At 55.8% G+C, this 19,908-nt stretch carries 16 protein-coding genes; 8 read left to right on the top strand and 8 right to left on the bottom strand.

The genetic code is table 11. The annotated features are described in order from the left end of the window. Nucleotides 1–50: 50 nt before the first annotated feature. From E9954_RS33935 to E9954_RS23185, 4 genes are all read right to left on the bottom strand, one after another. The gene (locus E9954_RS33935) at nt 51–428 is read right to left on the bottom strand and encodes a transposase (protein ID WP_136081667.1); all 378 of its coding nucleotides are present in this window, start codon (nt 426–428) and stop codon (nt 51–53) included. 91 nt (nt 429–519) lie between these two features. After that, the gene (locus E9954_RS23195) at nt 520–1,866 is read right to left on the bottom strand and encodes an ISAs1 family transposase (RefSeq protein WP_136081666.1); all 1,347 of its coding nucleotides are present in this window, start codon (nt 1,864–1,866) and stop codon (nt 520–522) included. 103 nt (nt 1,867–1,969) lie between these two features. Further along, nucleotides 1,970–3,904, bottom strand: a complete 1,935-nt coding sequence (locus E9954_RS23190; RefSeq protein ID WP_168442521.1) for a polyamine aminopropyltransferase — start codon at nt 3,902–3,904, stop codon at nt 1,970–1,972. Nucleotides 3,905–4,068: 164 nt separating this feature from the next. After that, entirely contained in the window at nt 4,069–7,014 is a 2,946-nt protein-coding gene (locus tag E9954_RS23185; RefSeq protein WP_136081664.1) for a fused MFS/spermidine synthase, read from the bottom strand. A 157-nt stretch (nt 7,015–7,171) separates the two neighbouring features. Here E9954_RS23185 and E9954_RS23180 point away from each other — a divergent pair, with 157 nt between their 5' ends. The 4 genes from E9954_RS23180 to E9954_RS23165 all read left to right on the top strand — a co-directional run bounded on the left by E9954_RS23180 (nt 7,172) and on the right by E9954_RS23165 (nt 10,861). Further along, a complete protein-coding gene (locus E9954_RS23180) occupies nt 7,172–7,789 on the top strand; it encodes a PEP-CTERM sorting domain-containing protein (protein WP_168442520.1) in 618 nt (205 codons plus the stop codon). A 143-nt stretch (nt 7,790–7,932) separates the two neighbouring features. Further along, on the top strand, nt 7,933–8,868 hold the full coding sequence (locus E9954_RS23175; RefSeq protein WP_168442519.1) for a HEAT repeat domain-containing protein: 936 nt from the start codon (nt 7,933–7,935) through the stop codon (nt 8,866–8,868). 62 nt (nt 8,869–8,930) lie between these two features. Then, nucleotides 8,931–9,803 (top strand): prolipoprotein diacylglyceryl transferase, encoded by an 873-nt coding sequence (gene lgt / locus E9954_RS23170; RefSeq protein ID WP_136081661.1) that lies wholly within the window; start codon nt 8,931–8,933, stop codon nt 9,801–9,803. Between the two features lie 62 nt (nt 9,804–9,865). Beyond that, nucleotides 9,866–10,861: a tRNA 4-thiouridine(8) synthase ThiI gene (locus tag E9954_RS23165; protein ID WP_136081660.1), complete on the top strand. Its 996-nt coding sequence runs from the start codon at nt 9,866–9,868 to the stop codon at nt 10,859–10,861. A gap of 19 nt (nt 10,862–10,880) precedes the next feature. Here E9954_RS23165 and E9954_RS23160 read toward each other — a convergent pair whose 3' ends face one another. After that, nucleotides 10,881–11,696: a hypothetical protein gene (locus E9954_RS23160; RefSeq protein WP_136081659.1), complete on the bottom strand. Its 816-nt coding sequence runs from the start codon at nt 11,694–11,696 to the stop codon at nt 10,881–10,883. A gap of 263 nt (nt 11,697–11,959) precedes the next feature. Between E9954_RS23160 and E9954_RS23155 the strand changes: the two genes are divergently transcribed. Genes E9954_RS23155 through E9954_RS23145 form a run of 3 tightly spaced genes read left to right on the top strand, consistent with a single transcriptional unit; the run spans nt 11,960 to nt 15,003 of the window. Beyond that, nucleotides 11,960–12,730, top strand: a complete 771-nt coding sequence (locus E9954_RS23155) for a hypothetical protein (protein WP_136081658.1) — start codon at nt 11,960–11,962, stop codon at nt 12,728–12,730. After that, nucleotides 12,720–13,856 (top strand): S1 family peptidase, encoded by a 1,137-nt coding sequence (locus E9954_RS23150; protein WP_168442518.1) that lies wholly within the window; start codon nt 12,720–12,722, stop codon nt 13,854–13,856. The genes E9954_RS23155 and E9954_RS23150 overlap by 11 nt, the downstream gene beginning before the upstream one ends. 13 nt (nt 13,857–13,869) lie before the next feature. Further along, nucleotides 13,870–15,003, top strand: a complete 1,134-nt coding sequence (locus tag E9954_RS23145; RefSeq protein ID WP_136081656.1) for a S1 family peptidase — start codon at nt 13,870–13,872, stop codon at nt 15,001–15,003. Nucleotides 15,004–15,025: 22 nt separating this feature from the next. Here E9954_RS23145 and E9954_RS23140 read toward each other — a convergent pair whose 3' ends face one another. The 3 genes from E9954_RS23140 to E9954_RS23130 form a co-directional block, all read right to left on the bottom strand. Further along, the gene (locus E9954_RS23140) at nt 15,026–16,555 is read right to left on the bottom strand and encodes a PEP-CTERM sorting domain-containing protein (RefSeq protein ID WP_168442517.1); all 1,530 of its coding nucleotides are present in this window, start codon (nt 16,553–16,555) and stop codon (nt 15,026–15,028) included. Nucleotides 16,556–16,776: 221 nt separating this feature from the next. Beyond that, nucleotides 16,777–17,211 (bottom strand): OsmC family protein, encoded by a 435-nt coding sequence (locus E9954_RS23135; protein WP_136081654.1) that lies wholly within the window; start codon nt 17,209–17,211, stop codon nt 16,777–16,779. Between the two features lie 98 nt (nt 17,212–17,309). Beyond that, nucleotides 17,310–18,692, bottom strand: coding sequence for a Gfo/Idh/MocA family protein (locus E9954_RS23130; protein WP_136081653.1), 1,383 nt, complete (start codon nt 18,690–18,692; stop codon nt 17,310–17,312). Nucleotides 18,693–18,896: 204 nt separating this feature from the next. Between E9954_RS23130 and E9954_RS23125 the strand changes: the two genes are divergently transcribed. Further along, nucleotides 18,897–19,907, top strand: a complete 1,011-nt coding sequence (locus E9954_RS23125; RefSeq protein WP_136081652.1) for a transposase — start codon at nt 18,897–18,899, stop codon at nt 19,905–19,907. Nucleotide 19,908: the final 1 nt, after the last annotated feature.

Genomic DNA, 19,908 nt, shown 5'->3' with positions numbered 1-19,908 from the left:
AAATCAAGTTCAATTTCAGTTAGCTTTGCAGCAGCTCAGTAGCATTCAGTTCATTGCAGTAGTCTGTTGTTATAAGGGGTTATACAGAAATTTATTGCGATTTGAGGGTTCCGGGCGAGTTTGCGGTTCATTTTCGGGATGGTTTTGCAGGGGGATTTGCGCGTATTGAATACGCCGAGGGCGTGCAGGCCGATGGCCAGGTTCTTCATTGAGGCCAGCGCATGAGACCCGTTGCGCTTGCGGATGCGGTTGTGGTCTTCGCGGTAGGTGGTGTCCCTTGGCAGGTGCAGTTTGTTTTCGATGCTCCAGTGCCCGCGGTTGAGCGCGAGCAACCGGTGCTCGTCGGCCTCGTCCGGGCGGAGGTCGGTTATGCCGCAGACGGTTTCCGTTGTCTTTTCGGCCCCTTTGGTTCGGTTGCGGCGGATCATGAAGACCTGGGCGGCAAAGGGGAAGTCGATCCCGCAGGCGGTGACGGGCGCGGCGATGATCCGGCGCTCGATGGTTTGTCCGCCGGCTTTGTCAACGGTGCGGCGGGCTGAGGGAAAAAGTGCGCCCCGAGAGGCGCTGTTCGATCCGTTGGCGCAGGCCGGGCTGGTTGTCTTTTACGGTGAACACGTAGTGGGCGCCCTTGTCCTGCACGATATGCCGCGCGCTTTCGCGCTGGGTGTTGAGGGCGTCGGCGGTGACGACGGTTCCGTCGAGCTCCAACGGTTCGAGCAGATCCGCGAGGGCGGGGATTTCGTTGCTCTTGTCGTCGATGGCGATCTGGTTCTGGACGATGGCCTGTTCGTGCGCCAGGGCGGCGAAGAGGTTGAGCTTGTTGTCGTGCTCCGCGTCCGGGCGGGTGCTGCGCACGGTTTTGCCATCGACGGCAATGGCTGCGGGACGTTCGCCCTGCAGCTCTTTGAGAACGGTGCAGACCACTTGATCGAGCCGGTCGGGGTCGATCGCATTGAACAGCTCCCAGAACGTGGTCGCGCACGGGGCGTCGTACGCGCCGTTGCGCCGTTTCCAGCAGCGCAGGGCGCGGCGCTGGGGCTGGGTGAGATGGGAGGCATAGTCGGCGATGGCCTCGTATCCCTGCGCCCCGGCCAGCACGGCGCAGGCGGCGATGCTCAGCAGGCAGCCGATCGGATAGCGCCGCCCGCGAACGGCCCGGGGATCGGGCACGGCATTGAACTGGCCGAAGATGGAGCGCAGTTGCGGGGTTTTCACGGTGCAACCCGGATGGAAGCAACGCTCCTGGGCGCCCCACGCATCGGGCAGCTCGGGAGCGCTCAGCAGCTCCCGCGCCTTGCGGTGCAGCGGGCGGATGAAGAGCCGCTTCGGCCGGGCATGGGGTTCGTAGTAATCGGTGCCCGCCCGCTCGAAGCCCTTGGTTCTCCCCAGCTCGATCCAGTTCGAGGCCTTGTAGCAGGTGCCCGCATACGCTTCGATATCCACGAACGTCTCGGCCAGCAGCAGGCCGTGCCCGTAGCGTTCGCACCAGTCGCCATCCAGCCGCGCCAGACTCAGCCGCAGGATGCGCGAGGCCAGGTTCGGATATTCCCCGCGGCCGGTGCGCAGCAGGAAGCGGCTATTCGAAACGACGAAGTGCAGGCGATTGCGCCGCTGCATGTCCGACCAACCGATCCAGCGGTCGCGGCCGGCAATGTGGTACGCGGCCCCGCTCCACGAAAGCAGGGCCAGCCATCGGCCGCCCACCTCGGCGACATAGCGCAGCTGCTCGCCCACGAGCGTCGGGTTGTGAAGATAGTGCTCCTTCTCAATAAAGGCATTCCATTGCTCTTTTTCATGTTCGAGGATCAGGCGAACGGTTACCTTGTCCAAGACATCCTGCTCTGTAGGTATTTTAGTCGATTCCATGCTCCGTAGTGGAGCATACAGGGCAGGATGTTACCAGGTTATTTTCACATTCCCTTGTCGGAATAAGGATTAGGGTCTCTCGTCAATTGGTACTGTGCAGCAGCTATTTCCGCAGCACAGAAAACAGATTGCTAAAGTCATCCGTCCAGAGCCTGGAAACCTCCCCGCCGATACCGGAGGGACTAATCTTCTCAACCAACCGTTCGCTCCGCCCCATCAACACCCACGTTGTCTGACTGCTGAATCCTTTTTTCGGGGTGGTGATCAGGGAGGAATATAGGCCGTAGTGACCTGCGGCCGCCTTGAGCACAGGGGCTAGGTCCAAATATCGATTGCTAATGTGGATGGCAATCAGGCCATCCTCCTCCAATAGCTCCAGATATAGACCGAAAGCCTCTTTAGTGATGATATGCACCGGCACCTGGTCGCCACTAAACACATCGATTGCCAAAACATCGAATTTTGAGATGCCCGCTTTCAGATCGTCTTCCATGGCCATGCGACCATCCCCACAGACAACCTCCACATTCGCTTTCGAATCGCCCACATAGGTAAACCATGGGCTATTGGTGGCTAGGTTGATTACCTCGGGATTGATTTCGTAGAACCTAAAGACATCGCCCTCCTGCCCATGAGCCGCAAGCGTTCCGATGCCCATGCCAAGCAACCCAACATGCATAGGCTGGCCTAGGCGCCTTTTCGGATGCTTGACAATGGCGAGCCCCCCGCCCCCCTTCTCCGTATAATAGGTGGTGGGATATTTGCGATAAATGGGATGATCGATCTGCAATCCATGCGTGATATGCCCATGCTTGAGCTCATAGGACATGACGGTATTGTCCATCTGGGCCTTTTTTGCCACGTAGACTTTGCCGAAAAAGTTGCGGGAGATATAGACCGACTTCCCGGATTCCTCGACAGCATCCCTTGAAACATTGAACCCCAATAGTAAGACAGGAATCCAGAGCGCATGGCGAACCACATGGAACATGCTCTTCTTATCGGCGTACACGGTGAACACTGCAAGCACTGCGGCAAGAACCAGACTGATCTGATATTCCCAGTAATGGCTAAAAACAACTGGCGACACAATCGCCACAAAGATACCCCCCAACACACCGCCCAGGGAGATCGATAAATAAAAACCGGTCAGGAAACGCGGCTCCGGCCTCCGGCGATATAGTCCGTTGTGGCAAAAAAGGCATAGCGAGAAGAGCACCAAACCATACCCAGCTATCTGCGGAATCAATCCAATGACCGAACCCTTTTCCATCAGATACCATGCCAGATAACACCCAACAACCAGGATATAGAGGTAGACATCGTTCCATTTTCCTATGGCCAAACGATCCATGAAACCAACAATATAACTTAGCAGATAGAGCGCCAGCGGAAGCACCCAAAGGAACGGTACCGGAGGAACATCCTGTGTCATCTGATTCGTGATCGCCATGAGCACTAGCACCCCGCATGCCGACAGGCTTATCCAAGCGAGGTATCTTCGCCATCCCGGGGAGGAACTCCCTAGAGCAGCATCCTGATTTACAGCCGATGCCGAAATATCCCGAACATGCCTCGCAGCTAGTGCACAAAGCAACGCATAGACAATAAACCCCAGACTCCAAAGAAACGCCTGCGTCTTCAAGGCAAAGAAGGGCTCCGCCAAGAAAGGATACCCCAACAGAGCCAGCAAAGAGGCCGTGTTCGAAACAATATAAAGAACGTAAGGCGACTTCGAAGAATCGGCCTTATGCATCCATGCCTGTAGCAACGAAGTGTTCGCCGCGAGCAGAAAATAGGCAGCGCCAATGCTCACCAACAACAACCGGAACACACTCCACGCGGGCCATAAATTGTTCTCCGGACGCCAATCGGCGGAAGGAAGGATAGGGTTGCCCCACACAAAAAACAAAGCGATCCCCACTAATATGACTGCCCCAAGCAGCGAGCAATGCATCATCACCTGCCGGCACGGGGCAAAGCGCTGCAGGAAATGCGCATAAGCATAACCACCCAACAACAGCAACTGGAAAAACAACAGACAGATTGTCCAGACCGAGGAAGTGCCACCAAACCACGGCAGGAAATATTTCCCGATCAACGGCTGAACCTGAAACAACAGGAACGCCCCGAGAAATACCGTTGACGGAAACAGGAGATTCTTTTTCATGGGCGCCTTAAAAGGATTAGCTTTTATAAAACCTAGAGGGAAAGTCGCTCGATCTGCCGCTTCGCTTCGTTCGCGCCTTTCGCATCGCCCAAGACCCGCAACGCCTTTTCATAGTCCACCCAAAAATCTACATATTCCGGGAGCATCTCGATGGCCACATTAATGTCCGTAGCCGCGCCTTGAAAATCACCCAACGTCCCCTTAATACGCCCACGCAAAGCAATGAACAACGGCGAATCCGGGAAGCGCCTCAACCCTTCTTCCAAATACTGGTTGGCTTTTTCAAGGTTTTGCAATCGCATGTTCAAATTCACAAGCCGATAGATGGCATTAAATTCATTAGGCTTGTATTTAAGCGCTAGCTCATACTGCAAAACGGCCTGCTGGGCATACCCCGCCGCCGCCACCGAATTAGCGGATATCATGAGACTAGACCCAAGCTCATTGGCGATGACCGGGTTTTCAGGCGCCAGCTTCGCGGCCTCCATCAAAAGGTTGATGTTTTTCTTATAGTTTTCCTGAGCCCGGAAAATATTGGCTTCGAGCATCATACGCATAGCCTTATGTGAATCCTGGACGATCTTTTTCTGCTCTTCATCGAGTCCCTCAAGCAGGAATTTCGGCATCGGGGAATAGTTTTCCAGCAGGGTCTGCTGGTTTTCATCCGGTGTATAGCGGAAGGTGCTTTTGGGAGCGGCAAACTCGACATAGGGATGGTTATCAGTATTAAGCTTACCCTCCCTAAACAGATGGACGTCATCCGAAAGACGAGCCACAAACATGCTCAAGAGCATTTCAGGTTTCGTGAAACCGACATCGGCAAGAGAGGCCCTGACCTCGAGAATCTCAAATTTTTCCTTCGCGACAGGAAGCGTCAGCGCCAAATCGCCCTTTCCACCAAGCATGATCGAATCGAATCCGGTAAAGAACAACAGCGCGTCCGGGAAGACCTTGGCGAAGGAGCGCATAATCATCGAATAGTCTTCATAGGACAATTCGTAGAGCGGCAAATATTGCGCCATGATGCCACCCTCAGCCAGGCGGCTCTTCGCCAGCTCGAAGAAATCGACGGTATAAAGATTGGCGGCTCCAGCCATGACCGGCTCGAAAGGGTCCGAGGTAATCACGTCGTAGGGCTCGCCCCCAACAAACAGATGATTGCGACCGTCGTTAATGGTGACCGTTACATTGGGTTTATCGACAACATTATGGTTCCGTTCGCCCCATACCCTGGCAATGTTCACCACGCTGGGCTCGAATTCAACCACCTCGAGGTGCTCGGCCGGATAACAGCTCACTGCACCAAAGGTGACCCCGGCGCCCAGACCAATATTGACGGCGCGCTGGGGACTGGGATGAAACAGCATAGGCAGGTGACCCATCATACGCTGCAACATCATGCTTCGCTCGGAGGTGTCGGCCTCGACCTTACCCTGGCTGCAATACATCAGATCTTCGTTGGAATCCTTCACCACCGAAATCGTGGAGGTGATCCCCTCGTTAAAATAGAGCAAGCGAAACTGCCGCAGCTGCTCCATAAGGGTGACCTTGCCATCCTTGACATAGTTCCACGGCCCAAAATAGGGGCCCGACGACATGATCTGCTTGTCCCAGTGCGGTGGGCTGATCAAGGTTCCAACCAGCGCCAGAACCGCCACTACCACCGCCAGAATCTTAGCCCACTTGGCCGTTGCCGACGTCAGGCTGAGGGCCAGTCCCAAGGCCAGGATCAAGAAAGCGCATACAATGAGCGACTTTTCCATGCCAATGGCTGGCAACAGGATGAATCCGCCAAAAAAGGCACCCAGCGCCGCACCAATCGTGTTGAACATGGCGGCTTCGCCGACAGCGCGCGGGGAGGAATTCATCGCCGCCCGGATGGCCTTGACCGCCGCCGTGAAGGATGCTCCGAAAAGAATGGTGGGCACGAGCAGGAAAATAAGGGTGATCATAAACTTGAGCATGATCATCCGCCCCCACCCAGGAGTTCCCTTGAGCATCAGGCTTTCCAGCAAATATTCGGGCATCAGCGTAAACCAGCCCATGGAAACCAGGCTGTAGATACCGGTCAGCATGGCGGCCGCGCCAAAGATGGCGGCCGGACGCTTCGCCTTGTCGGCAAAACGGCTGATGATCATGGAACCGATCGAAAGGCCGATCAGGAATACGCCGAGCATGGCGGAAAAGGAATAGGTGGTGGAACCAAACACCAAAATCAGCGCCCGGAACCAGACGACCTCGAAAGCAAGGGAAAGAAAACCGGAAGCACCAATGGCCAACAACAACCCGGTTGCCACCTTGCCACGCTTGAAGCTTCCTTTATCTAATTGTGCTTCTAGCTTTATCGCCTCGGCGATCTCCGGCGAGCTATCCATGGTACGCGAAAGATAGATGGCGATGAAGCCAACAGAAGCATCTAGACAGACGGCCACCACGTTGGTAAGGCTCATGCCGAGTTTAGGAATAAAGACGAACCCAGCCAATAAAACGCCGGAAACCGCGCCCAGCGTGTTGACCCCGTAAAGAATACCCAAGCGAGAGCCAAACCGCTCCACCCGGGTAAGGAACCCTTTGGACAGCACGGGAAGGGTTGCCCCCATCATGGCGGTAGGAATCAGCAGCAACACCAATGCAAGAACAACACGAACTACCGTGAGAACGGCAAACGAATCGGAAACATGAAGGGCAAAGAAACGATAAAGCACCTGGATCAGCTTAAAAATGAGCGGCACGCAAAGTGCATAAAACGCAGTTGCCACTTCCAAAATACCGAACATTTGAACTGGTTTTTTAATCTTGGCTGCCCACTTTCCAGCAAAATGCGACCCCAACGCCAAACCAAACATATAGGTCATCATGACGGTGGCGGCGGCATAGACCGTATTGCCAAAAATGTGACCCAGGTGACGAACCCAGAGCACTTCATAGGTGAGCGCGGCGATACCCGAGAAGAAAAACAGAAGGGATATAGTTTTCATTAGGACGTTATATAGTGCCTCTCAACTATTCAACAAGCAGGAATGGCTAAAAACGCACTGACCGAGTCTCCCGGGGAAAATGCAAAAAAAATGCATTCAATTGACAAACACGATATCAAAACCCACAATCGAAAAATTCTTTAAGACAGGAGGAAGCATGAGAAGAATTATACTAACCACCTGCGTAATGCTGTGCGGCAGCGTGTTTTCAGATTTCTATCTGGATTTCTTGACGATGTGGGGATTTGCCGACGGATCCGACCCGACCGGCAACACCCCCCTTCTTCCCAACACGGGCGACAAAGCCTTGGTTCAACTTCTCTATGCGGGGGACAACGGCATCCCCGACTATTACCAAGGATCAACCCTTTACATCGGAGGCGGAGTTGAAGGAGACGATATCCTCCTAGATCAGTTCGTTTATGAAAACACAGGCCAACCCTACGAGGAGTGGGCGTTGTTTTACAGAAGAGTAGATGTCGGCTACCTCGGAAACGGAAAAGTGTACGGTCGCATCTTCAACACAGAAGACGCCGGATACGGGAGCAAATTCTATGTCGGTCATGTACAAACCATGTCTAATATAGACAAAACCATAGTCCCACCATTGCTACCGGAAATGTATGACCTGGGTCAGGCTAAAGATGCACTGGCGACCAATCGGATATCAGTCTACGAGAACGCTGTCATTCCGGAACCTTCAACCACATCACTCCTGGGCATCGGGGCCATCACATTTTTCCTAACGAACCGTCGCCTGAAAAAGTCCCGCTAATGCCGATCGTCTTTTGGACGGACGGCATTTTCCTCCACTAGCATCCTATCGGATTATGGCTCAATTCTGACTGCACAATGTTGCTTGTTTTCACCCGGCCTATTGCCTATTTTTGTAGCGCAATCACTTTAAGGAGAACCTACATGAACAAAACATTTGCTATGCTGAGCCTTTCTGCATTCGTACTGGCATCCCTATCAAATGCCCAAGCACCAACCAACACGCCGGCGACAGCCCATCAATATTCCATACAACAAGTGCTTAGCTTCAACTCCACCGCCATGAGAATGCATGCGCTTGCCACGATTACCCGCGAAAAGACTGGAGAAACCATAAACGAGAGCTATCTTCCGGGATTCAAGGCCTGCTCGACAGATAAAGCCTCCTCCATTCGCAGCGTGACCGCCCGTCTGCTTGGCGAGCATTTCATTGAAGGTAAAAATCCCTCCAATCCAGAGGCGCTGGCCATATTGCAAAAGCTTTCCAAAGATGAATCGGCCGATGTTCGCTACAACGCCCTCCACTATGGCCTCACCCAGGTCGAACCAAAGTCCGATCAATTGATCGAGGAGCTTGTTGAAGCTGCGGTTGTAAACCGTGAAGAAAACCTTTACGACCGGATCATCGTTGCTATTTCCGAAAATAAGACCCACGCGAAAAACTATCTGGCGGGGAAAATAAAGGATGAGTCGTCCATCGCCTATTTTGAAATCTACCGGGATTTGACTGGAGGAAATCCACCTAATTCCGAAAACTACCTGAACCTCCCATCCACCCAGCCCCGGCTCTATGTCTTCACAACAAAGAACCAGGATAAGAATGCCGCTGCAACTGATCTGGAGAAGTGGGTATCCGGACTCGGAATTGAAAGTTTCTATGTTGAGGTTTCCGGATACGCCGGCCAGCGCGTGCTCCTCCTCACCACCTATATCACACGCGACCACGAGACGGTTGAGGCGAAGCTGAATGACACAAACGAACAATTCGATTTCATGCAAAAATTCTGGCTAACCCCGAAACTGGCGGCAGAAATCGACACCGTCCGCGCAAACGAAAAACGGAAAAAAGGAAAACGCTAACAGGGTAGCGTTTTGCAGGGTTCCGGGAAGAGCTTGCTCTTCCCATTTTCCTGTTTAGCGGAATGACGCACTACATCCACAACATTAATCCGATCCTGCTGGAGATTGGGGGGCCATTGGCGGTTCGGTGGTATGGCATTTCCTATTTGATGGGGTTTATTGCCTGCATCCTGTTGCTGCGCCGGTGGTCGAAGCGGGGCGAGTTCGAGGTGCCGGAGAAGGAGGTTAGCAACTTTGTTGTGCTCCTGGCCTTTTTCGGCGTGTTTCTGGGCGGGCGGCTGGGTTATGTGCTTTTCTATGGTTTCGACTCCTTTTTGGAGGATCCGCTCTATGTTTTCCGCGTTTGGGATGGAGGCATGGCGAGCCACGGCGGGTTCATCGGCGTGATCCTATTCTTGGTATGGTACGCCAAGAAGAACCATCACCATTTCCTGAACCTGACCGACCACATGGCGGTGACGACCTCGCTGGGCTTTGCCTTCGGCCGGCTGGCCAACTTTGTGAACGGCGAGCTTTGGGGACGGGCATCGGATGTTAAATGGGCGGTGGTTTTCCCGCAATCCGCCCATCTTCACTATGGCCAATACACCATTCCCGAGATTGAAAGGATGGTGGAGGCCGGGCAGCTGGTCCCCCGCCATCCCTCGCAGCTCTACCAAGCCTTTGCGGAAGGTTTCCTGGTTTTCGGGATCATGATGCTGTTGCGCCGAACGGCCTGGGGCAAGCGACCGGGAGCGCCCAGCATCAGCTATCTTGCGCTCTACGCCCTCGCCCGCATTGCCATGGAGTTTTTCCGCGAACCGGACAGCACCATCTATCTTGGCTGGCTCACCAAAGGCCAGCTCTATTCGGCGGTCATGATCGCGGTCGCCGTCATCGTGGCCTGGCAGCTGAACCTATTTCGCCGAAGTTCCGCCACGGAACAACACGGATAAACGCTGACTTTGATCCAAATGGTGCGGACATCAGCAAACGTTTTCCCAGACAAGGACTTATCATGAAAAAACAATACAAGGCACTCTCCCTCCTTTCCGGCGGGCTGGATAGCCAGCTCGCGGTTTGCGTATTGCGCGAACAGGGCGTCCACGTGGAGGCCATCGTCTACAACAGTCCCTTTTTCGGAACGGATAAGGCCGAAGCTGCGGCAAAGGCGCTCGACATCCCGCTTCACATCATCGACTTCACCGAAGACATTCTTGAGCAGGTGCAGCATCCCGCCCACGGGCTGGGCGGCGCCATGAATCCCTGCATCGACTGCCATGCGCACATGATCATGCGCGCCGGGGAGTTGCTGGAGGAATGGGGCTTCGACTTCATTGCCACCGGCGAGGTGCTGGCCCAGCGGCCGATGTCGCAGAACAAGCAGAGCCTGGGCGTGGTGGCGCGCTGCTCGAAATATGAAGACCTCATCGTCCGCCCCCTCAGCGCCAGCCTGCTGCCGCCCACGAAGCCCATCCGCGAAGGGTGGATCGATGCCGGAAAATTGCCGCGTTTTTCCGGGCGCAACCGCACCCCGCAGATGGAGCTGGCGAAACATTTCGGCATTACCAGCTACCCCACCCCGGCCGGCGGTTGCCTGCTGACCGAGGAGCGCTTCGGCAAAAAGCTGAAGGACCTGCTCGACCACGAAGGCCCCGATGCCGACCGCACCAACGTTTGGCTTTTGCCCACAGGACGCCACATGCGCCTCGCGGACGATGTGAAGATCATCGTCGGCTCCTGCAAGGAAGACAACGAGCTGCTCGACGAAAAGGCCCACCCGGACGATTACCGCATCACCTGCCCCACCCTTCCCAGCCCGCTCGTAATCGCCCCGCCGAATGCCCGCGAGGATCAGCTGGAAACCGCGGCGGCCATCTGCGCCCGTTATGCGAAGACCCCAAAGGACCAGCCCTGCACGGTGGAAATTACCAACGGTTCAGGATCGCACACCATCGAGGTCATCCCCATGGATCCCGATGCCGTCAAGCAACTCATGATTACCCCGCAATAGCCCCGAAAACCACGCCGTGCTAGCTTGAAAGCGCCAGATAGATCACCATCCCGAGCGGGAGGATCAGGGCGAGATTGGCGATGTTCGATGCAACCAGGGCATCCAGCGCCTCCTGGGTATCCTTGATATGCTCCGGAGAATCCTTGGGTTTATGGATGCGGTAGATCTCGATGAACGAAGCGAGCTCGCATACGGAAGTCACGAGGCCGAGGATCCAACCAACCGCCCAAGCGGGCACGTTCAATTGGGTGATCAACGCCTCGGCGCTATTCCCGAGAAATCGCCCGGAAAGCAGGATTAGCACGATACCGAGAAGCAACATGCCTCCCCCGCCCCATAGCGTCCCACCCTCTGCGCCGGGCGGCAGCACGGCGGGCTTGCCGGCCTTGTTGAGGCGCTTGTCCATCACCTTGTAGACCATGAAAAAGGCGATCAACCCGATAGCTGTCGCATAGCTGGTTCCAATGTGGGCGGCAAACATCAGCAACGGAACCACGACCGACAAAACCCCAAAAACGAGTTCATCGGCAAAGCCCTTGTTCTTCAGGTCGAGCTGCTGGCGGAAAGCGAAAACCGTCAGGAGAAAGAGCACCCAGTTTACGACATTCGAAGCCACAATATTCCACATGCCGGCATCGAACACCCCGTTGAGCGCCCCCGCAACAAGCACGGTGAATTCGGGCACGCTGGTGGCATAGCCGATCATCTGGCCGCGCACCTTGGCGGAAAACTTCAGCGCCGCCCCGATCCTCCCGATGCCCGGAACCAGCAGAAAGCGCACCGCCACAACAATTGCGGCCGCGCTCAACACCAGGATGGAGAGGTCTTTGATCATGAATGCAGGTGCATCAAGTGGTAGCCGAAGCCCCCGGACGATTCGAGCAAAAACCCGGATTTATCCGGAATACATCCCGGTTTACAATCAAAGCCCCACATCACGCCTGTGCTCACGATCGTGAGCACAGGCGTGGTGCCATTTTGTCGCGGGAAGGGCGTCCGTCTCATCGATTCCGCACCCTCTTTCGAAGACCAATGGCAATCTTTTCTTTTCGGGGGTTCCCATATTAGGTACAACGATCCTGTGTTTGGGGGTTGTTAATGGAACGAAAACATGTCTTGGGCCTATTGATGGCGGCACTCTTGCCGGCCATATGTTCCGCCGGGGAAACCCATCTTGATATCGCCGTGCCCTCGCGGGTGGCGAGCGACTACTTTGGCCCCGTGAAATCGGTCGAAGAGGAATACGCCTACGACATGTCCGACCGGAAATACAAGGAATTCCGGGAATACGACCGGGCGGGCAACCTTAAATACCGCAAGAAATGGAACAGCAAAGGGGAGCAAACCTACTTTGCAACCAACATGTTCAATGAAGCGGGATGCCTGGTGCGGCAACGCACCGAGGACGTACGCCATGGATCGACCAACGATTATGAAATCGTGCTCAATGCCCCGACCCGCCAGATCGCCTATCAATGCAAGCTCTCGGGCGAAGTCGAGATTCTGACCTACAACAGCGAGGGCTACCAACTGACGTCCACCATCAAGAACAAGGGGGAAAGAACCCTCCCCCTCTCGAAGTTCCAGCGCGCACCGGACAACACGAAACAACTTTACACCCGATACGATGAGCGGGGACGGATCAAATACACGATGGCCTACGCCTGGACCGACAACGGACTCATGTCGGGCACGAGGATCGCCTATGCCCAAAAAGACCGGAAGGATTCCAACGACTACGAATACCTGCGCATCGACGACCAGGGAAATTGGACGCAGTGCCTGCTGAAACTGAAAACCGTGGAGGATGGAGAAACCAAGGATTTCGAAAAATTCACCACCCGAAAAATTGAGTACCATGATGAATAGCGCATTCAAAACCGCCCTGCTCCTGCTGGTTGCCGCCCTGGCTGCCGTTCCGGTGGTTGCCGAAACCGAGAGCGACGAAGAAGCCCGCGAAAAGCAACGGAAGCGGAATGAGCTGAAAAACAAGCAGGAGAGCCAGGCCCTGATCAGCGCCCAGTTCAGCTATGGATTCAGCGACGTGGCCGACAAGCTGGTGATCATCAGTTGCAAAAGCGAACAGGGCAAGACCTTCGGCAGCGGTTTCGTTGCCCGAATGGACGGGAAAACCTACATTTTCACCAACCAGCACGTCATCATGGGGGCCGACAAGATCAGCTTCAAAACGGCATCCGGAACCCAGCTGAAGCCGCGTAGCGTCGAGCTATCGCTAACCCGCGACATAGCACGCCTCGAACTGGAAACCGACCACGCATTCGACATTGGCAACGAAGTTGAAATGGACATCCCGGTGGCTGTTTTCGGCAACAGCGAGGGCGCCGGCGTTGGCACCGAGTTGTTCGGCGTGGTTAACGGCCTCGGGGCGGAGCTGGTCGAAACCTCGGCCGAATTCGTATCCGGCAACAGCGGAAGCCCCATCCTCAACCTGAGCCAGGAGGTTCTGGGCATTGCCAGCTATGTCCGTGTTTCCCGCAACCATGCCATGAAGGAGGGCACCAAGTTCGAAAACCAAACCCGCCGGTTTTGCTACCGCCTTTCCGGCGTTGAATGGAAGAGCGTTCGCTGGACGCACTACAACAAGCAATACGGTAAGCTCTACCGCCAGAGCGAAATGCTCTACAACGGCATTTTCGAGATCATCAAGAACTGGAGCGAATCCCCGTTGGCCAAGGTAAGCATCGAAGACAATCCTGAACGCAGTCTCCATTCCTGGGCAAAGTCGCACAACGAGGTGATCTCGCGGTTCGACCGCAGCTCCGCGCACAAACGCCAGCTGATGACCGAATATGCCGAAAGCCTGAAAAAGCTCTCCGGGGTGTGCCGCGGCCGGGCTCGCCAGATCAGCATGTTTTCCGAACAGCGCGAGCTTACCGGATTCCTGCGCGAGGAATTCGAAAAACAATCCGGCTCGCTCGATTACGCCGCCCAATGGATCGACCAATGCAGCGCAATGATCTATAGCCAACGCTAAGCCAGGAGCCCGCATGAAAGCCTCTCACATCCCCCTCGCCCTACTCAGCCTTGCCGCCGCCACCTTCGCGGCGGACAACGATGCCAAAGCGCAAAAGGCACTCGAAAAACGGCTCGCCGAGGAGGGCGCCATCAAGGCAAAGTTCGCCTATTCCTTCAACGATATCTCCGACAAGCTGGTCACGGTCTCCTGCGAGAGCCGGCTCGGGAAAAGCTCCGGAAGCGGATTCATTGCCGAGCTTGATGGAAAAACCTACCTCTTCACCAACCAACACGTCATTCTCGGCTCGGAAACGATCAGCTTCAAGACAGCGACCGGTCGGACGCTGCGGCCACGCAGCGTCGAGCTTTCGGCCGAGCGCGACATCGCGCGCCTGCTGCTGGCCGATGAAACCGGGCTGCCGGTAACGAAAAAGCTCTCCATGGGCGGCCCAGTCGGCGTTTTTGGCAACAGCGAGGGCGGGGGCGTTGCAACGGAGCTTTATGGCAAGGTCACCGGGATCGGCGCCGACAAGGTCGAGGTGAGTGCCGGTTTCGTCTCAGGCAACAGCGGAAGCCCCGTGCTGGATCTTAATCGCAATGTGATCGGGATCGCGAGCTACGTGACCTATTCGACCGGCGAAACGAAGGACAACAAACCCCGGCGCTTCTGCTATCGCCTCACCGACTGCAACTGGGGCGCGGTTAGATGGAAAAAATACAATGAGAAATACGGCAAGCTTTACCGCGACTACGAACAACTCATCGACTCCATCTTCGAAGCCGCCGATTCGTGGTACGGCGACCCCTTCAGCCGTATGTTCGCCGACGACCACAAGGATTCCGGCCTGCAAAAATGGTCGAGCGAACACAACCTCATGGTCAAACGCATCGAGCGAACACTCGGCACAAAGATCACCCAGCATGAGCTCGACAACACCAACCGACGCATCCGCAAGGATATGTCCGATAGCGCCGAAGCCCTCACCAAGGTTTGCCGCGACCGCGCGCGCCAAATGCGCCTGCTCTCCGAACAGCGCGAGCTGTCCGGATTCCTGCGCGACGAATTCATCCGCTTTTCAGACCGCATGGAATATGCCGCCACGCACATCGAGCGCTACGGAAAAAAACTGGCCGAACACAACTATTTCTACTTCGAAAAAACGTAGAACAGGGCAACCGCCGGAGCCATCACATCACGCGCTCAAGGAACGCATCGAGCAGGGAAACCGCGCGCTTCCTGATGGCCGCCAGCTTCCTGCGCCGGGCCCTCCCCCGGCTTTCGATCCGATCCCAGGCAACGGAAGCCACAACGGCATCTAGAAGCGCAAGCCCACGGGAAGCGAGCGCCTTGCGGGCATGCCTGAGCGATCGTTTTCTGCCCGGCAAATCCACCCACCGGTCCCAGGCCATCAACGCATCAACGAAACGGGAACCAACCGCCCCGAACCGTCCAGTCGCTCCGTCGAGCAATCGCTTCAGGCTCCCATCCAAGTTCGCCCTCGGGGCTGCATCATCGAAGACAGGCCCGGACGAAACCGGCTCCTCGAAGAACCGATCCATGGCCAAGCCCTCGACGGGCATCACAGACCTCCCGAACCGCCTGCGCCGACGAATGCGCCGAGCCCAAAAAAGTCCCGACGATGCCATCCCCATCAAACTCAATGTTGCCGGCTCGGGAATCACGCTAACGCTTCCAGTGGTATAAAGTTCAGAGGAGTCAAGAAACAGCCCGCCAACGAGTTGGGGAGCCGTAATGGCAACAAACTGACCGCTTACCCCCCCATTCCAGTCGAATAAATCATAACGTGCCCCATAGACCGGGGCATCGCCCGTGAACAGCACCTCCAGCGAGCCTTCGAGAACGGCGAGTCCTTCAACGGTCAAATGCCCGTTTGCGGCATAGCCGGCCGCCACCTCCAGCACTCCCTCGGAAGAGATCGTTAACGATCCATCCACCACGCACGCCGACATCTCCTCGTCCAGGGCATAGGTTCCGGCGAGCGTCAGGCCTCCAGACACCCGGGTTGCCTTGAGCCGCCCGCTCACCTTACCGCCGACGGAAAGCGTTCCGCCATCGAACAGGAAATGATCAGTGGAGACGTTGAAATCATTCTCGACATGCAAGTGGCCGCCCTCCCCTAGCCTGAACCAGCTCCCATTCGCGACCGAAAGCGAATCCACCGAAACCGTCCCACCTCCGGACACCTCCGCATAACAAGGGATTTCGCGGGGCAGTTCAAACGGCAACCCCGGAGCACCAGGCGACTCCGGAGACCAGAGGTCCAGGTTGCCGGCCACATCCAACAACGAACCTTGCCCCGAAACGGATAAATGGTTGATCAGGTAGGAATACACAACGCCTTGCGTTTGATCGCCTGAAAGGCTGAACGAAGAGCACCTGACAATCCCTCCGTTTTCGATGGAATAGTCGATACCCCGGCCACCATTGCCAACATACTGGGCTCCTGTTTGCAAAAGCGCATTCGTCCCGGCCACGGTGACCTCCGTGAAATAGCCCCCGTAACTTCCAACAATGAATGCCGACGGCGTCTCGACCGCCCCATGGGCCTCAACGATCAACTCGTTCCCGTTGTTCGATGGATCGACCTCAATGTAGGACTCGCTGTAAAACACCTCGCCGCTGGAGACCGTCCGGGCGTCAACCATCGGATAAAAACCGAAAGTAAATACGACATACGCCACGACAATTCTCTTCATTTTCCCCTTAAGGCAAGCTGGTTCACGAATACGAGAGGTGAATTTATACATTTTTTCGATCAGTTTAAAGGCGTTTCTTATCCACAGAAACAATAGCGAGTTGCCTCAAATTAAATAACACCGAAACATCCGACAGGATGCGGGCGGAAAGGATTCGTTGACTCACACAAAAAAGACCCTGTATACGGGGCGGCTTTCGAACACGCACCGCAACGGGCTTCCTAAGCCAGCTTAACGCTCACCGGAGTGGCATTCATTAGGTTTTCGGAGACCGGGCAACGGCTATCGACTTCGTGGATGAAGGCTTCCTTTTCCTCGTCGGTCAGGTCGGCATCAACGTGTATCGAAATCGTAATGCCTTCGAAACCGACGCGGCCATCGATCGGCTTGCCCAGCAGGCCATCCACATCGAGATCGCCCTCAACCTTGATGTCCATGCCCCGCAACGCAATGCGTTTCTGCATCGCCACAATGCGGCCGATGGTTCCAATGCACCCGGCCAGCGAGGCGAACATCAGCTCCAGCGGCGTGGGGCCCGTATCGGTTCCCGCTGCGTTGGCGGGTTGGTCGATTACAACCTTGTGCCCGCGTATATCACTCGCAATCACAAATTTATCGTTCAGCTTCGATTCAACAACAACGGTCTTTTTAGCCATCTGATCTCTCCTGTTAAAAATTGAAACTACAGCATGGCAAAAACAAGCCCGGCTTCCAAGGCTTGGAAGCCGGGCTTTTCGCCAAGGGATTCAGCGGGCTAAAGAGACCACCCCTTTCGGTATTCATGGTGGATGTAGCGATTGGCCACATCGTTGTTGGTTTTCATGCCCTCCGAATCCCAGGTCAGCTTGGTTCCCGGCCCGACACGCGTCGCGACGCAACCGAGCAACATCATTTCGGTCAGCGGCCCGGCATAGCCAAAGTTCGATTTGGCCATGGAGGGATCGTTGGCCTTGATCGCCTGCACCCACTCCTCGTGGTGCCCCGGCGAACGCGTCATGGTCTTGCCCGGAATCTTATTGGCGCGCGCGGCGGCCTGCATCGCGGTTTCCGGAAAAATACGCGGCACACCGCCATGGCTGCCATGCATCATGCTGTTTTCGCTGCCGTAGTATATCACTCCGTTTCCCGGGAGTTCCCGTTCTTCCTCCAGTGCTTCAGGACGCGGTGGCAGGTTGCCTTTACCGTCAAACCATTTTAGCGTGAGGGCGGGTTGCCCGCCGCGGGCCGCAAATTTATAGGTCACGTTGGTCGTCACCGGGAAAGTGTCCTTCGCGCTGGCGGGGTCCTTGCGCTGGAACCCAACCTCCACGCTCAAGGGGGCGCCGAGCCCCAGCGCCCAGACCGGATGATCCATGATGTGCGCGGCCATGTCGCCCAGCGCCCCGGCGCCATAGTCCCAATAGGCGCGCCACTTGAACGGCGCAACCTTGGAGCTGTATGGTTTCTGGGGCGCGGGGCCAAGCCACAGATCCCAGTTCATCGTCGAGGGAACCTGTTCTGCCGGCGGGCGAACGATCCCCTGCGGCCAGATCGGCCGGTTGCTCCAGCAATGCACTTCGGTCACGGCCCCGAGCAGACCGCCCTGTATCCATTCGTTGGTCAACCGCGCGCCTTCCGTTGAGTGCCCCTGGTTGCCCATTTGCGTCACGATGTTGTTCTTTCGGGCGTACTCGGAAAGAACCCGCGCTTCGGAAATGGTGCGGGTGAGCGGCTTTTCCGTGTAGACCGGCAGGCCGCACTGCATTGCGGCCATGGTGCTGACGGCATGGGTGTGGTCGGGGGTACTGACCAGGACGGCATCGAGGTTTTTCGCCTCCTTATCGAGCATCACGCGCCAGTCTTCATACCTGGATGCCTTGGCAAAATGGTTGAAAGCCTCTGCCGCCCGGTCGGCATCCACATCGCACAGCGCATAAATATTGTGGTGCATCAACGGAATGATGCTCGACTTCGCCTTGCCGCCCGCGCCGACAAAACCAATGTTCAGCCGCTCGCTGGGTGGAAGCGGTTTCTTGTCAGGAAAACCGCCGCTTTTCTTTTTCGCGGCCTGCCCCAAAACGCTGGAAGGGACAATCGAGAATGCAGAAACCGCGGCTCCGGCGGCCAATACGCCACGACGGGATGGTTGCTTGCTCATATCCATAAACCTCGTTGTTAAAACGATAGGTAATAAACATCACCCCCCTCGCCATTTCCACCCATTATCCACCCCAATTGTTGTAGGTACCGCGCCCGGACTTGTACATTCGACGCATCATCCATATATAGCATATATAGTGACAGGCACATAATAGTTTAATAGTTTGACTGCACTTCGCACATCGTGGTATGGATTTTGCCCATGAGGAAACCGCGCATACTTGGAAAACGTGAAACCAACTATTACCACGTCATGTCCCGTGTCGTGAACCGAGACTACATCATGGGCGATGAGGAAAAGGAATTCTTCAGGAGAACCATGTGGAAGCTTGGGGAATTTACCGGGGTGCGCGTGCTCACCTATTGCATCATGTCGAATCACTGGCATATTCTGGCCGAGGTGCCTACGGTTGTTGAGCTTGAAGATGATGAACTTATCGATCGCATCCAGGCCTTCTATTCCAAACAGCGGGCAAGTGTTGTTATTCAAGCATATGAACGGGCTTCACTCCATGCGAAGGAGACAGGCGACACCTCATGGCTGGATGAATGGCGAATGAAATACACCTCGCGCATGGGCGATCTTTCGATCTTTGTGAAGGAGCTCAAAGAGCGGTTTTCGAAATGGTACAACCGTAAATACAACCGCAAAGGAACCCTTTGGGAGGAACGCTTCAAAAGCGTTCTCGTGGAAGACTCGGACCATGCCATCGCCACCATGGCCACCTACATTGAACTCAATCCCGTACGGGCCGGGCTCGTTGACGATCCTCGCGAATACCGTTTTTGCGGCTATGCGGAGGCCGTGGCCGGAGGCACTGCGGCACGCACGGGCATTGAACGCATCCTTTTCCTGCACGGGCAAGAAGCCAGCTGGCGTAAAATCGCGGCCCAATACCGGATACAGCTGTTCTGCACGGGCGAAGAAGCGGGGAGCCGCCAGGGATTTGAACCGGATAAAGTTCGGCAGGTTCTCGAAAACAAGGGAGAGCTGGGTCTCTTCGAACTCATGCATTGCCGGGTGCGCTATTTCAATGACGGCGTGGCCCTGGGCAGCCGGATGTTCATCGAGGAAGTATTCGAGCAGAACCGAAGCCTTTTCAGCGAACGCAGAAAGAACGGGGCCCGGAAAATCCGCGGAGGAGGCCTACTCGACCTCTTCAACCTGCGGGACTTGCGCCTGGAAGGTATCGCCCCGCCGGCTCCCGGATAAA

Origin of the sequence: Pontiella desulfatans (assembly GCF_900890425.1) — a bacterium.
Taxonomy (GTDB): domain Bacteria; phylum Verrucomicrobiota; class Kiritimatiellia; order Kiritimatiellales; family Pontiellaceae; genus Pontiella; species Pontiella desulfatans.
Note: the sequence above shows the minus strand (reverse complement) of the source record. Positions and strands in the feature narration are given on the sequence as shown.

What these genes read in the sequence shown, in the direction of transcription:
- E9954_RS23145 (WP_136081656.1), top strand. Translation starts at nt 13,870, where the DNA reads ATGAAAGCCTCTCACATCCCCCTCGCCCTACTCAGCCTTGCCGCCGCC.
- E9954_RS23140 (WP_168442517.1), bottom strand. Translation starts at nt 16,555, where the DNA reads ATGAAGAGAATTGTCGTGGCGTATGTCGTATTTACTTTCGGTTTTTAT.
- E9954_RS23180 (WP_168442520.1), top strand. Translation starts at nt 7,172, where the DNA reads ATGAGAAGAATTATACTAACCACCTGCGTAATGCTGTGCGGCAGCGTG.
- E9954_RS23150 (WP_168442518.1), top strand. Translation starts at nt 12,720, where the DNA reads ATGATGAATAGCGCATTCAAAACCGCCCTGCTCCTGCTGGTTGCCGCC.
- E9954_RS23155 (WP_136081658.1), top strand. Translation starts at nt 11,960, where the DNA reads ATGGAACGAAAACATGTCTTGGGCCTATTGATGGCGGCACTCTTGCCG.
- lgt (WP_136081661.1), top strand. Translation starts at nt 8,931, where the DNA reads ATGACGCACTACATCCACAACATTAATCCGATCCTGCTGGAGATTGGG.
- E9954_RS23160 (WP_136081659.1), bottom strand. Translation starts at nt 11,696, where the DNA reads ATGATCAAAGACCTCTCCATCCTGGTGTTGAGCGCGGCCGCAATTGTT.
- E9954_RS23135 (WP_136081654.1), bottom strand. Translation starts at nt 17,211, where the DNA reads ATGGCTAAAAAGACCGTTGTTGTTGAATCGAAGCTGAACGATAAATTT.
- E9954_RS23195 (WP_136081666.1), bottom strand. Translation starts at nt 1,866, where the DNA reads ATGGAATCGACTAAAATACCTACAGAGCAGGATGTCTTGGACAAGGTA.
- E9954_RS23125 (WP_136081652.1), top strand. Translation starts at nt 18,897, where the DNA reads ATGAGGAAACCGCGCATACTTGGAAAACGTGAAACCAACTATTACCAC.
- E9954_RS23165 (WP_136081660.1), top strand. Translation starts at nt 9,866, where the DNA reads ATGAAAAAACAATACAAGGCACTCTCCCTCCTTTCCGGCGGGCTGGAT.
- E9954_RS23175 (WP_168442519.1), top strand. Translation starts at nt 7,933, where the DNA reads ATGAACAAAACATTTGCTATGCTGAGCCTTTCTGCATTCGTACTGGCA.
- E9954_RS23130 (WP_136081653.1), bottom strand. Translation starts at nt 18,692, where the DNA reads ATGAGCAAGCAACCATCCCGTCGTGGCGTATTGGCCGCCGGAGCCGCG.
- E9954_RS33935 (WP_136081667.1), bottom strand. Translation starts at nt 428, where the DNA reads ATGATCCGCCGCAACCGAACCAAAGGGGCCGAAAAGACAACGGAAACC.
- E9954_RS23185 (WP_136081664.1), bottom strand. Translation starts at nt 7,014, where the DNA reads ATGAAAACTATATCCCTTCTGTTTTTCTTCTCGGGTATCGCCGCGCTC.